Raw genomic sequence first — 13,279 nt, 5'->3', positions numbered from 1 at the left:
TGTCTTCTCACCACGCTACGCCTTCCGGGAGGATTTACAGGCTGGCTTTATGTGCCTGCCAGCGTTCATTCAGGGCTTCAAGCTGCGCGTTGACCGTCTTCCAGCGCGCCGAGTCCATCAGCTCCTGACGGCTAAATGAACCTTTATGATACAATTGTGTAACACGCTGTGCATTGATCGGCGACAGGTTATCCAGCACGCTGACGGCACCTTTACGATTATTGCAGACGAGGATCATATCGCAACCTGCGTCCAGCGACGCCTGACCGCGCTCCGCGTAGCTGCCCATAATCGCCGCCCCTTCCATCGACAAATCGTCTGAGAAAATCACGCCATTAAACCCCAGTTCCTGACGCAAAACGGTTTTCAGCCAGTGCGCGGACCCGCTTGCAGGACGCGGGTCGACGTCGCTGTAAATCACGTGCGCTGGCATGATGGCGTCCAGCTTGTTATCGGTGATCAGGGAGCGGAACACCGACATATCTTTGGCACGAATATCAGCTTCCGGACGCGGATCGCGCGGCGTCTCTTTGTGCGAGTCGGCGGTCACCGCACCGTGTCCCGGGAAATGTTTCCCGGTGGTTTTCATTCTCGCGTCGTGCATACCGTCAATGAAACAGCTCGCTATCGCCAGCGCAATACGCGGATCTTCATGGTATGAGCGTTCGCCAATGGCGGCGCTGATATGCCCCACGTCCAGAACCGGCGCAAAACTGATGTCGATATCCATGGCAATCATCTCGCTGGCCATCAGCCAGCCGGCCTCTTGCGCCAGTTTGCCCCCCTCTTCCGTGCCCAGTAATGCCGCAAAAGATTGGGCGGCAGGCAGGCGAGTAAAGCCTTCGCGGAAACGCTGTACGCGTCCGCCTTCCTGATCGACGGCCACCACCAGATGATTGCGCGATGCAGCACGGATCTGGCGCACCAGTTCTCGCAACTGCGCCGGATCGTGATAGTTGCGGGTGAACAGGATCAAGCCTCCCACCAGCGGGTGCGCCAGTATTTCACGCTCCTCCGCATCCAGTTCAAACCCTTCTACATCCAACATGACTGGACCCACACCAACCTCTCTTATCCTTTAGTTTGTAACTGACGCCAGGCATCATCTGCCAGCGCAATAAATTGTTTGTCTTGGGATTGCTGAAAGCGCATTTCAAACCAGCCAGCCATCAGCATGACGACCCACGGTCGCCAGCGCCTCACCTGACGCCTCAGGGCATCGGCATTCATGTGCGCTATCCGGGCATAGTCGGTGATGAGCCGCTGCCGCGCAGCATCATCTTCCGACCAGACGGCCGCCAGCTCCAGCGCCACGTCTCCGTCACCGGCATACTCCCAGTCGATAAGCCTCGCACCGAGGGACGTATGAACAATATTTCCGGCATGAACATCCATATGCAGCGGCGAGAGCCGAAGCGGCTGCGGTTCGCCCGTTTTACGCAGCCGTTTTAGCTGTGCCAGCCAGAATGGAGTTCGCCTGTCGGCTGAAGCCTGCTGCCAGTATTGTTCAAGCAACGGCAGCAGCGTCACCCGCCATCCCAGACGCGGTTGCCGGTGCAGATGACAGAGCATAGCCGCAAGCACTGCCGTTTCCGGTAGCGTGTTGCCGATCTCCCCTGCCAGATACTCCACGGCCATCCAGCCCTGGCGGTAAAAACGGGGCTTTGGCACCAGATCCGCCGGAAGGCGTTTCAGTGCCCGAAACTGACGGCGGAAATGGGATGCAGACGCTGAGGGATCGTGATTCTGCCGCAATACCAGACGTTGCTCGCCCTGCTCTATAATGCAACTCGCGCCGCCAAGCCCGGAAGGGGCCTGCGGCGCGATAAGGCGATACTGTGGAAAATAACGCGTCAGGATCTCTTCACGCGTCCTGTCAGAGTTGCGTAACGGCACCTTTACCTGACCAGATAATCTCACCTGTCTGAACCAGCATCAGCTGCATCTGCAGGGCTGGCGTATTTACGTTACCGGTGGCACTGGAGTAAAGCACATACTGCGCACCGACGTTACGGGCAATCCCAATCGCCTTGCTGCGTGAACCGAGGCTGTCCTGCGGTGACAGGCCCAACTGCTGCTTGGCTACCGCGAGCTGCTGTGCCGAGACCAGCGTAAACTTACCGTTATTGGCCAGGGCATTGCGCAGGGTTTCTGTCGCTTCGCCCGCGTTCAGCGAACCGTTGGTACGGTTATTCACGCTATCAACCAGCAATACGCTGCCCGCGGTCACACCCTGAGCCTGCAACATTTTGCCGACCATCGGTTGCATCGCACCGTTCCAGTCATAATGACGTACGCGCGGCGCAGGCTGCGATGTCTGATCCGGATGTTCAATTGGACCAGGCTGCGACGGAATAGACGGCACAGTCGGTACGGTTGGCGGCGGCTGCGTTGGCTGTGTCGGCTGCTCGGTACCCGGTTTGGCCTCTTCCACAGGCGCAGGCTCTTCAGTTCGGGTCACACACCCTGCGAGGAACAGAGCGAAAGCAGTCACGAGCGCATAACGGCTCAAATTTTTAATCAAGGTTCACCCCTTACAAATAAAGATAAAGTCTCACCTTATGTGCACCCAGATAGTTGGCGCTGCCATAGAGCGTTACCGACGATCTTGCCGGAATAGTGACGCTGCGCGGCGCTTCCAGCGGATGCATTTCAAGACCTCGTACGTCATACCAGAAAAAACGGTAGTGCACCGTCACTGGTTCTTGTCTTTCATTAAAGAGCGTAGAGGAAGCAGAAGAGTTGATTTCACTGATCGACAACGCAGGTTGTTGCGCCGTGATGCCCGCAGCAAGTACGGAGGATTCCATCACCAGCGTCTGTTCATCGCTGACGGGGATCGCCGGACGCGTGCTGCACCCTACGATCAACATCGTCATTACCAGCGCTGCAATACGCCCTTTAAGCATGTCAAAGACCTTTATGTGCCAGCATCGGCCCCAGAGGACGTCCACCCAGCAGATGCATGTGAATATGATAAACTTCCTGACCACCGTGGCGATTACAGTTCATGATGAGACGGTAACCGTCATCAGCAATCCCTTCCTGCTCAGCAATTTTTGCGGCCACTGTCAGCATACGACCTAACGCTACTTCATGCTCGGTTTTTACGTCATTTACGGTCGGAATCAGAATATTAGGAATAATAAGGATATGTGTCGGAGCCTGAGGAGAAATGTCCCGGAAAGCCGTCACCAGCTCATCCTGATAAACGATATCCGAAGGGATTTCGCGGCGGATAATTTTACTAAAAATCGTTTCTTCAGCCATGACCTTTTCCTTTTTTGTTTAATCTGGCGTAGTGCGCCGCCATTAACACATTCTCAGTATTACTGTGTGACACAACACAAGAGTATGAGCGAGATTCTCCTGTCCTTTCAACCTTCTCCACCGATTTCTTTCCTGAATGTACTCCAGCTGCCTGGAGAGTGAGCGCTGACGCGTCGCGATCGCCTGAAACATTATTTCAGTTCCTTTTGACACATCTGTTTACACCGTTAATCTCAATGCGTATATTTCGCATTTGCATTTTCATGCGCATTTTCAACTTAGAAAACGACATTAGCCCGCACACGCGGGACTGATGCAGACCACCTTCACCATTCATTAAGGGTTTGATGATGTCTTTCATTACTCATACCAGGGATGGGCAACGCCAGCCTGTCGCAACACCTTCGTTGCTGGCAGCCTGTATTGCTATGGCATTGATGCCAACCGTCAGTTTTGCCGCCTCCACGACCGAAGATACGGTAGTTGTGGAGGGTGGCTTTGATAACGCACAGGATCCCTCCAGCGGACAGGATCAGGACTACAGCGTAAAAACCACCACCACCGGGACCAAACTGTTACTTGTTCCCCGCGATATCCCCCAGTCCGTCAGCGTGATTAGCCAGCAGCGCATGGCAGATCAGAACCTGCAGTCAGTCGGCCAGGTGTTAACCAACACCACCGGCGTAACGGCCCAGGTGCAGGACAGCGACCGCACCGTATTTTACTCGCGCGGATTCTTCGTCAGTAACTATGCGTTCGATGACCTGCCGACCTCCATCAGCGAAGTATGGAACTTTGGCGACACCGCCGCCGACACCGCCATTTATGACCGTATAGAGGTGGTTCGCGGCGCTACCGGGCTGATGTCCGGCACCGGTAACCCATCCGCCTACGTCAATATGGTGCGCAAGCACGCAGACAGTAACGTATTCAAAGGGAACGTCTCCGCCAGCTACGGCAGCTGGGACAAGCAGCGCTATGTGCTGGATTTACAGGCCCCGCTGGTAGAATCCGGCAAGGTTCGCGGTCGTCTGATCACCGGTTACCAGGACAACGACAGTGCTGTGGATAACTACCACTACCGTAAAAAATTCCTCTATGGCGTGGTGGATGCCGACGTCACCGATAGCACGACCCTCTCCGTAGGCTATGAATACCAGGAAAGTCACACCGCCGATCTCACCTGGGGCGGGCTGCCAACCTGGTATAGCGACGGAAGCAAAACCCATTACAACCGCAGCCAGACCGTTGCGCCTGACTGGGCTTACTCGGATAAAGACAACACCCGTATCTTTGCCAACCTGACCCAACGTTTTGACAACGGCTGGGAAGCGCACATCAACGGCATGCATGCGGAAACCCATTTCGACAGCAAACTGATGTATATGTCCGGCTATCCGGATAAAGAAACCGGGGCAGGCATGGTCGGCTACGGCGGCTGGAACCGCGGTGAACGGAAGCAGGATGCCATCGACGCCTTCCTGCGTGGCGATTTCAGCCTTTTTGGTCGTCAGCATGAGATGATGTTTGGCGGGAGCTTCAGCCGCCAGCGTAACCATTACGATAACAGCATGCCGGATGCGTTATACGGTATGGTGGATGTGGGTAATTTTAAAAACTGGAATGGCACTATCGCCGACCCGCAGTGGACACCGTGGAAGCTCTATAGCCAGGACGACATTCGCCAGTCATCGGCGTATACCTCGGCCCGATTCTCGCTGGCCGACCCGCTGCACCTGATCCTTGGCGCGCGTTACACCAACTATAACATTCGCTATAACCCGGCAGGCTCCCCGGATACCCGTCTGGAAAGTTCCAAAGATGACGTAACGCCTTATGCAGGACTGGTTTATGACATCAATGAAGACTGGTCGACCTATGTCAGCTACACCTCTATTTTCCAGCCACAGGACAAGCGTGACGCGAGCGGCCGTTACCTCGACCCTACGACCGGGAAAAGCTACGAAGCGGGGGTGAAAGCGGACTGGTTCAACACCCGCCTGACCACCTCACTGGCCGTTTTCCGTATTGAACAGGATAACGTGGCGAGCAATACCTACACCTATATGCCGAGCGGCGAATCTATTTATGAATCACTGGATGGCGTAGTCAGCAAAGGGATTGAATTTGAGCTAAACGGTGCACTGACCGACAACTGGCAGTTAACCTTCGGGGCGACACGGTTTATTGCAGAAGATAAGCGCGGGAATGCCATCAGTTCCGATCAGCCACGCACGACCATGAAGCTGTTTACCCGTTATCAATTGCCTATGCTGCCAGAACTGGCGGTGGGCGGCGGGGTGAACTGGCAGAATAAAGTGTGGACGGATGTGGAGGGTGGCCCGGTAGGCCAGTCACGTGCAGAACAGGGCAGCTATGCGCTGGTGAATCTCTTCAGCCGTTATCAGGTCACCAGGGACCTGGCCTTGCAGGCCAATGTTAACAACCTGTTTGATAAAAAATACTACGACTACGTCGGGTCATACGTTGTCTATGGCGCGCCGCTGAACGTCTCCGTCAGCGCCAATTACTCTTTTTAAGTTTCTACCCATAAAAAAGGCAGCCATTCGGCTGCCTTAGTCTCCCCAGGTCACAGCTTAGCTGTTGCGGATGTACTCATCCATTTCGGTTTTCAGGTTATCGGATTTAGTCCCGAAGATTGCCTGAACGCCCGAACCAGCAACAACAACCCCTGCTGCACCCAGTTTTTTCAGACCCGGCTGGTCTACTTTCGCGACGTCGGCAACGCTAACACGCAGACGAGTAATGCACGCGTCCAGGTTAGTGATGTTTTCTTTCCCGCCGAATGCGGCAACCAGAGCCGGAGCCATTTCGCTTGTCGCGGTGGCTTTGCTGTCTTCTGACGCATCTTCACGACCTGGTGTTTTCAGGTCCAGTGCTTTGATCAGCACGCGGAAGATGGTGTAGTAAACAACGGCATAGCACGCACCAACGATTGGGAACAGCCACAGTTTGCTGCTGTTACCGGACAGAACGATGAAGTCGATCAGGCCGTGAGAGAAGGACGTACCGTCACGCATACCCAGCAGGATACAGATTGGGAACGCCAGACCCGCCAGAACCGCGTGAATGATGTACAGGATCGGCGCAACGAACATGAAGGAGAACTCGATCGGCTCGGTGATACCGGTCAGGAACGAGGTCAACGCTGCGGAGATCATGATACCGCCCACTTTTGCACGGTTCTCTGGTTTAGCAGAGTGCCAGATAGCAATTGCCGCTGCCGGCAGACCGTACATTTTGAACAGGAAGCCACCAGACAGTTTACCTGCAGTTGGGTCACCCGCCATGTAACGTGGGATATCACCGTGGAATACCTGACCTGCAGCGTTGGTGAATTCACCAATCTGCATCTGGAATGGAACGTTCCAGATGTGGTGCAGACCAAATGGTACCAGGCAACGCTCGATGAAGCCGTAGATACCAAACGCCACAACCGGGTTCTGATAAGCAGCCCACTGAGAGAAGGTCTGGATAGCGGAACCGATTGGTGGCCAGATGAAGGACAGGATCACGCCAGTGAAAATCGCTGCCAGACCAGAAATAATCGGAACAAAACGCTTGCCCGCGAAGAAGCCCAGATACTCAGGCAGCTTGATGCGATAGAAGCGGTTGAACATGTACGCTGCAATCGCACCGGAGATGATACCGCCCAGAACACCGGTGTCTGCCAGGTGTTTCGCAGCGATCTCTTCTGCCGGTAAATGCAGAACCAGTGGCGCAACCACTGCCATGGTTTTCACCATGATGCCGTAGGCAACAACTGCAGCCAGCGCAGAAACGCCGTCGTTATTGGTGAAGCCCAGCGCCACACCGATAGCGAAGATCAGAGGCATGTTAGCAAAGACGGAACCGCCTGCTTCGGCCATCACGTGGGAAACTACGGCTGGCAGCCAGCTGAAGTTAGCAGAACCGACACCCAGCAGGATACCTGCGATAGGCAGTACGGATACTGGCAGCATCAGCGATTTACCGACCTTTTGCAGGTTAGCAAATGCATTCTTAAACATAATTGAGAGTGCTCCTGAGTATTTGTGCTTTTTTTACGCTTTCACGCATTGGCCCGGGGGGAGTACCGTGCCGTGGACAGGACATCTAAGCGCCCTTTATTTATTACACAGAGTAAAATAATTCCCTCTGAGTTTGTTTGACGGCTATCACGTTTCAGCTTAAGACGGTCGAAAAACTTTCAGTTATTTACAAAAAGCGTTTCTGGATGTGTCTAAATACACCTTCACCGCCCCAAATGAGGCGGTGAACTTTACTCGTTTTATGTATTAATTACGAGCCTAAAAAAAACAGGCGTATCAAACAGATTGCAGGCGGGCGGGGTCGATATGGAACAGCGTAGAGAAGTTGTCCGTCGTGACGCGGGCCAGCTCTTCAATGCTGACGCCTTTAAGCACGGCCATGTACTCGGCTACGTCTCTCGTCATGGCTGGCTGATTTTCTTTACCGCGATGCGGCACCGGTGCCAGATACGGAGAGTCTGTTTCCACGAGGATGCGATCGAGCGGAACATAGCGTGCAGCCTCGCGGAGTTGCTCAGCGTTACGGAAAGTCACGATCCCCGAAAACGAGATATAAAACCCTAAATCAAGCAGTTTACCCGCTGTTTCTCTGTCTTCTGTGAAACAGTGTAGTACGCCACCGCAATCCGTCACCTTTTCTTCCTTCAGGATCGCCAGCGTATCGGCGCGCGCATCACGGGTATGGACAATCACCGGCTTGTTGAGCTCGCGACCAATGCGAATATGATGGCGGAAGGACGCTTGCTGGCGCGGTTTCGTTTCCGGCGTGTAGTAGTAATCCAGCCCGGTTTCCCCCATCGCCACGACGCCCTCTTCCGTGGCCAGCCGGCGCAGTTCCTCAACGTCATACTCTTCATCCTGATTGAGCGGATGCACGCCACAGGAGAAAACAACGTTCTCGCGCTCGCCCACCAGCTCACGCATGCCGCGATACCCCGGTAACGTTGTCGCCACGGCAAGGCAAAACTTCACATCACGGGCAGCGGCTTTGGCCAGCACGTCGTCCACGTTTTTATGCAGGGATTGATAATCCAGGCCATCAAGATGGCAGTGTGAGTCGACTAAAAACATAATGTCTCTCTCAGAGATGGGAAACAGGCGGTGTCACGCCTGGTTGCAGGTAATGTTCGATACGCAGCAACTGGTCGGTCAGTAAAAGCTCGCGATTAAGACCGGTCACTGTTAAAAGCTGTTCACGACTCTGACAGATATCGTGAAGGATAGCGTGTAATGATGCGCCTGACAGGCTGTTCGCCAGCGTGTTAACCAGCGGCCAGACGTCCGGGTTGGTCAGTAGCGTTGCCCCTTGCTGGAGTTTGAGCGCATCCAGAAGTAAGGAAGCCAGCCAGTGCAGACGTTCCGCGGCCTGCTCGCCGTTAAGCACAGGCAATAAACTTAGCCAGTCGCGGCTGGTGATGGAAGACTCAACGGCCCGGCAGAGCGCGTCTCGCTGTGACCAGACCTCTGGCTGCAGTAATGCCAGCGCCGCCGCGGGCGCACCGCTGCTCAGGCGCAACGCAGAGAGCGCCCCTTCCTGTGACGTTGTCACTTCTCGTTCAAGCCAGCTCAACGCCCATGATTCCTGAGGCACCGCGAGGTGATGAAGACGACAACGGCTGCGCAGCGTTGCCAGCAAACGCCCCGGGTCACGACAGGAGAGAAGGAACCACGTTTTCTCCGGCGGTTCTTCCAGCGTTTTAAGCAGCGCATTCGCCGCCGCCTCGGTAAGCTGTGCTGCGTCTTTGAGCCAGACGACTTTTGCGCCGCTGAGCCGCGCATGTTCGTACAATTTTTCACTGACTTCACGCACGGCATCAATACCGAGCGCGCTTTTGCCCTTCTCAGGCTCGAGCGTGTAATAGTCAGGGTGCGTGCCCGCCTGCATTAACTGGCAGCCACGGCATTTACCACAGCTTTTGTGCCCTTCCGGCTGCTGACACATCAGGAAGCGGGTGATGGCGTAAATCAATGCATCATCCCCCATTCCCGGCAGTGCCTGAATCAGTAACGCATGATGCCCCCGACCAGCCTGATAGCTTTCGATCAGCTTTTCAAAATGCGGGCGCAACCATGGGTACCATTTCATGCCTGTTGCTCCTGTAGCCACTGCGTAACCGTCTTCTGAATAGCGCGGGTGACCTCTTCCAGGGATTGCGTCGCATCAATGGTGCGAATACTGCCATCCTGATCCGCCAGTTCCAGATAGCGCGCGCGGGTACGGTTAAAGAAATCAAGGGACTCCTGCTCAATGCGGTCCAGCTCACCGCGAGCACGGGCGCGCTTGAGACCCACTTCCGGCGTCACATCCAGATAGAGCGTCAGGTCAGGGCGAAAATCACCCAGCACCGCATCGCGCAGCGTGGCCAGCATCGTCTGGTCAATACCACGCCCACCGCCCTGATAAGCCTGGGTCGACAGGTCATGACGATCGCCAATTACCCACTTGCCATTAGCCAGGGCCGGTTTAATGACCGTCTCCACCAGCTGCACGCGCGCCGCGTAGAACATCAGTACTTCGGCTTTATCTGTGATGACCTCGTCACCTACGGATTTGATATCCAGCACCAGGCTTCGCAGCTTTTCGGCCAGTTGCGTACCGCCGGGCTCGCGGGTAAATACCATGTCCGCAACGCCAAGCGATTTGAGCGTATCCACTACCACGTTGCGGGCCGTGGTTTTACCCGCCCCTTCGAGTCCCTCAATGACAATGTATTTACTGCGCATTTTTTTCCTTAAGTGCCTTCAGATAGTCCTGAACGGAGCGATTGTGGCTGGCAAGGTTGGTGTTAAAGGTATGCCCCCCTTTTCCATCAGCCACAAAATAGAGATACGGTGTTTTAGCAGGATGCGCAGCCGCACGCAGGGAAGCCTCGCTCGGCGTGGCAATCGGGCCCGGCGGCAGACCGCTAATCACGTAGGTATTATACGCCGTTGGCGTCTCCAGATCTTTTCTTGAAATCTTACCGGTATAACTCTCGCCCATTCCGTAGATGACGGTGGGGTCCGTTTGCAGACGCATGCCGATACGCAGGCGGTTAATGAAGACCGATGCCACCTGATCGCGTTCGGCGGCGACGGCCGTCTCTTTCTCAATAATTGAGGCCATCGTGACAAACTGGTTTTGATCTTTGTATGGCAGACCGTCCATGCGACCTTCCCAGGCGGAATCGACGGCTGCAACCATCTTTTTATGCGCCCGCTTAAGGATAGCTACATCGGTCGTGCCTGCGGTGTACATCCATGTGTCTGGCCAGAACCAGCCTTCCACCCACTCAGGGTGTTCAAATTTCAGTACCTCGGCCACCGTCTGATAGCGGTCATCTTTCAGGGTATGCTTAATGTACGGAGCATCGCGCAGCTGCTCGAGATAATCGCTCAGGCGCATCCCCTCAACAAAACGCAGCGGGAACTGCGCTTCTTTACCGCTTTCCAGCAGCTGAAGCATCTCTTTGACGGTCATCCCCGGCGTAAAGCGATAGGTACCGGCTTTGAAATGAGACAGTTCAGGCTCGATACGTAACAGCCACTGAAACACGCGCGGACGGTTAATGATCTTGTCGCCATAAAGCTGTTCGCCAAGCGCCAGGCGGCCCGTCCCCGCTTTCAGGGTAAAAATCGTCTCGTCTTTAATCAGGATCTTACTGTTCGCCAGCTGACGAACTTTCCACACTCCCGCTCCGCCGGCAAGACCCAGCGCAACGATAAGGAGGAGGACAAAGCGCAACATTTTCTTCATGACTATCGGGTTTGCTCACATATCGGGGCTAAAAACTGAAACAGCTCGCGCGAGGACAAGCTGTATTGACCATACGCGCGGACGGGTACAACCGGCATCAGCGCATTACAGATGATAATTTCATCAGCCTGGTGCAGCGCCTCTTCTCTCGCGCTCACTTCGACAACGCGAAAGCCAGAGTGTGCCAGCTGCTGCAAACAAAACTGACGCATAATCCCGTTGACGCCGGCCTGCTCGAGCGACGGCGTATAAACATCGTTCCCCTGCCGCCAGAGTAAATTAGCCGCACAGCATTCCGTAATAAACCCTTCGCTGTCAAGAACCAGCGCCTCATCAGCGTCCGTCTGTTCAAGATGAGTGCGAATCAGTACCTGTTCAAGGCGATTGAGGTGTTTTATACCGGCAAGCATGGGGTTTCGCCCCAGACGTACCGGGCTGAGCGTCAGCGTAACGCCCTCTTCACGCCAGCGCGGATAATGAGCAGGACAGGCAGACACCGAAAGGATCCGCGTTGGGTGCTGGCAAGCTGAACCGCTGTATCCCCGGCCACCGCTGCCGCGGCTGATAATCACCTTCAGAACACCGCTTTGCTTCCCGGCCGCCAGATGGCACATCTCCTGACGCAATGTGTCCCAGTGCGTGAAGGGGATCATCAAGGCTTCACAACCCTGCTGAAGACGACGAAGGTGCGCCTCGAGCAGGCAGACATTGCCGTCGAGAATGCGCGCTGTCGTAAAGCAGCCATCACCAAACTGAGTTGCCCTGTCACCAGCAGGCAGCGTGTTTTGCTCAAGGCCATTGATTAAAAACATGGTGGCTCCTTATGCGTGGGCATTTAGTCTGGCAGGATGCCATGCAGCCGACAAGAAGATTAGGCTTAATAAAAAAGGCCCGACAAGCGGACCTTTTTTTATCGCCATGATGCAGTCAGGCTCAGATCTTTTTGAAGATCAGTGAACCGTTAGTACCACCAAAGCCGAAGGAGTTACACAGGGTGTACTCCATACCACTTACCTGACGCGCTTCGTGAGGAACGAAGTCCAGGTCACAACCTTCATCCGGATTATCCAGGTTGATGGTTGGCGGAACAGCCTGATCGCGCAGCGCAAGGATAGAGTAGATAGACTCTACTGCACCCGCCGCACCCAACAGGTGACCGGTCATGGATTTCGTGGAGCTCACCAGCACGCGGCTGGCGTATTCGCCGAAGATAGACTTAACAGCCTGAGCTTCTGCTTTATCGCCTGCAGGCGTAGAAGTACCGTGCGCGTTAACGTAACCGATGTGCTCCGGGGTAAGACCCGCGTCGCGAATCGCGTTGGCCATTGCCTGCGCGGCGCCCGCACCATTTTCTGGTGGTGACGTCATGTGGTATGCATCGCTGCTCATCCCGAAGCCGACAACTTCAGCATAAATCTTCGCGCCACGTTTTTTAGCATGTTCGTACTCTTCAAGTACGATCATACCCGCACCGTCACCCAGCACGAAACCATCACGGTCTTTGTCCCACGGACGGCTTGCCGCCTGCGGGTTATCGTTGCGGGTAGACAGCGCACGCGCTGCACCAAAGCCCCCCACTCCTAGCGGAGTACTGGCTTTTTCCGCACCGCCCGCAACCATAGCATCTGCATCGCCGTACGCAATCATGCGCGCGGCCTGGCCGATGTTATGCACGCCAGAGGTACATGCGGTAGCGATAGAAATGCTTGGCCCACGCAGGCCGAACATGATGGTCAGATGACCTGCCACCATATTAACAATCGTGGACGGAACGAAGAACGGGCTGATTTTACGTGGGCCGCCATTCATCAGAGATGTATGGTTTTCCTCGATCAGACCCAGACCGCCAATCCCGGAACCGATAGCGGCACCGATACGGGTTGCGTTCTCTTCCGTAATTTCAAGGCCAGAATCCTGCATGGCCTGAACGCCAGCGACAATTCCATATTGAATGAAGGCATCCATCTTGCGCTGTTCTTTGCGCGAGATGATCTCTTCACAGTTAAAATCCTTTACTAAGCCAGCAAATTTCGTTGCATAGGCGCTAGTATCGAAATGGTCGATTAGGCTGATGCCGCTCTGACCGGCAAGGAGAGCTTTCCAGGTGGACTCTACGGTATTGCCGACAGGAGACAACATGCCAAGTCCGGTCACAACTACACGACGCTTAGACACGTTTGTCCTCCAGGGAGGGATAAAAAAGGGATTCGTGGGACAAAAA

Annotated in this window: 13 protein-coding genes; 1 reads left to right on the top strand and 12 read right to left on the bottom strand. The window is 54.9% G+C overall.

Features of this window, described 5'->3' with window-relative positions; all coding sequences use genetic code 11:
• Positions 1 to 34: 34 nt before the first annotated feature.
• From nagZ to hinT, 5 genes are read right to left on the bottom strand one after another with little or no spacing between them, the layout of a single operon-like run.
• Positions 35 to 1,060 carry a beta-N-acetylhexosaminidase gene (nagZ, locus tag ACMGG3_RS04525; RefSeq protein ID WP_414149624.1) on the bottom strand — a complete coding sequence of 342 codons (1,026 nt, stop codon included), beginning with the start codon at positions 1,058 to 1,060 and terminating at the stop codon, positions 35 to 37.
• Positions 1,061 to 1,071: 11 nt separating this feature from the next.
• Positions 1,072 to 1,896 carry a thiamine kinase gene (thiK, locus tag ACMGG3_RS04520; RefSeq protein WP_414149623.1) on the bottom strand — a complete coding sequence of 275 codons (825 nt, stop codon included), beginning with the start codon at positions 1,894 to 1,896 and terminating at the stop codon, positions 1,072 to 1,074.
• Entirely contained in the window at positions 1,877 to 2,524 is a 648-nt protein-coding gene (gene lpoB, locus ACMGG3_RS04515) for a penicillin-binding protein activator LpoB (protein ID WP_014169586.1), read from the bottom strand. Before lpoB ends, thiK begins: the two co-directional genes overlap by 20 nt.
• Positions 2,525 to 2,534: 10 nt before the next feature.
• On the bottom strand, positions 2,535 to 2,909 hold the full coding sequence (locus ACMGG3_RS04510) for a YcfL family protein (protein WP_014169585.1): 375 nt from the start codon (positions 2,907 to 2,909) through the stop codon (positions 2,535 to 2,537).
• A gap of 1 nt (position 2,910) precedes the next feature.
• Positions 2,911 to 3,270: a purine nucleoside phosphoramidase gene (hinT, locus tag ACMGG3_RS04505; protein ID WP_014169584.1), complete on the bottom strand. Its 360-nt coding sequence runs from the start codon at positions 3,268 to 3,270 to the stop codon at positions 2,911 to 2,913.
• Between the two features lie 350 nt (positions 3,271 to 3,620).
• Here hinT and fhuE point away from each other — a divergent pair, with 350 nt between their 5' ends.
• Positions 3,621 to 5,810: a ferric-rhodotorulic acid/ferric-coprogen receptor FhuE gene (gene fhuE / locus ACMGG3_RS04500; RefSeq protein ID WP_414149906.1), complete on the top strand. Its 2,190-nt coding sequence runs from the start codon at positions 3,621 to 3,623 to the stop codon at positions 5,808 to 5,810.
• A gap of 57 nt (positions 5,811 to 5,867) precedes the next feature.
• On the opposite strand, the gene ptsG is transcribed toward fhuE, so the two are convergent.
• The 7 genes from ptsG to fabF form a co-directional block, all read right to left on the bottom strand.
• Complete coding sequence (gene ptsG / locus ACMGG3_RS04495) at positions 5,868 to 7,301, bottom strand: PTS glucose transporter subunit IIBC (protein WP_014169582.1); 1,434 nt, start codon at positions 7,299 to 7,301, stop codon at positions 5,868 to 5,870.
• 297 nt (positions 7,302 to 7,598) lie between these two features.
• Complete coding sequence (locus ACMGG3_RS04490) at positions 7,599 to 8,393, bottom strand: metal-dependent hydrolase (RefSeq protein ID WP_181216437.1); 795 nt, start codon at positions 8,391 to 8,393, stop codon at positions 7,599 to 7,601.
• Between the two features lie 10 nt (positions 8,394 to 8,403).
• Positions 8,404 to 9,408 (bottom strand): DNA polymerase III subunit delta', encoded by a 1,005-nt coding sequence (holB, locus tag ACMGG3_RS04485; protein ID WP_047744340.1) that lies wholly within the window; start codon positions 9,406 to 9,408, stop codon positions 8,404 to 8,406.
• A complete protein-coding gene (gene tmk / locus ACMGG3_RS04480; RefSeq protein WP_014169579.1) occupies positions 9,405 to 10,046 on the bottom strand; it encodes a dTMP kinase in 642 nt (213 codons plus the stop codon). The genes holB and tmk overlap by 4 nt, the downstream gene beginning before the upstream one ends.
• On the bottom strand, positions 10,036 to 11,058 hold the full coding sequence (yceG, locus tag ACMGG3_RS04475; RefSeq protein ID WP_020884666.1) for a cell division protein YceG: 1,023 nt from the start codon (positions 11,056 to 11,058) through the stop codon (positions 10,036 to 10,038). Before yceG ends, tmk begins: the two co-directional genes overlap by 11 nt.
• Before the next feature lie 2 nt (positions 11,059 to 11,060).
• Entirely contained in the window at positions 11,061 to 11,870 is an 810-nt protein-coding gene (gene pabC / locus ACMGG3_RS04470) for an aminodeoxychorismate lyase (protein ID WP_050736636.1), read from the bottom strand.
• Positions 11,871 to 11,991: 121 nt separating this feature from the next.
• A complete protein-coding gene (gene fabF / locus ACMGG3_RS04465) occupies positions 11,992 to 13,233 on the bottom strand; it encodes a beta-ketoacyl-ACP synthase II (RefSeq protein ID WP_014169576.1) in 1,242 nt (413 codons plus the stop codon).
• Between the last annotated feature and the right edge of the window lie 46 nt (positions 13,234 to 13,279).

Source organism: Enterobacter sp. BNK-18, assembly GCF_047456135.1.
Taxonomy (GTDB): Bacteria; Pseudomonadota; Gammaproteobacteria; order Enterobacterales; family Enterobacteriaceae; genus Enterobacter; species Enterobacter ludwigii.
Note: the sequence above shows the minus strand (reverse complement) of the source record. Positions and strands in the feature narration are given on the sequence as shown.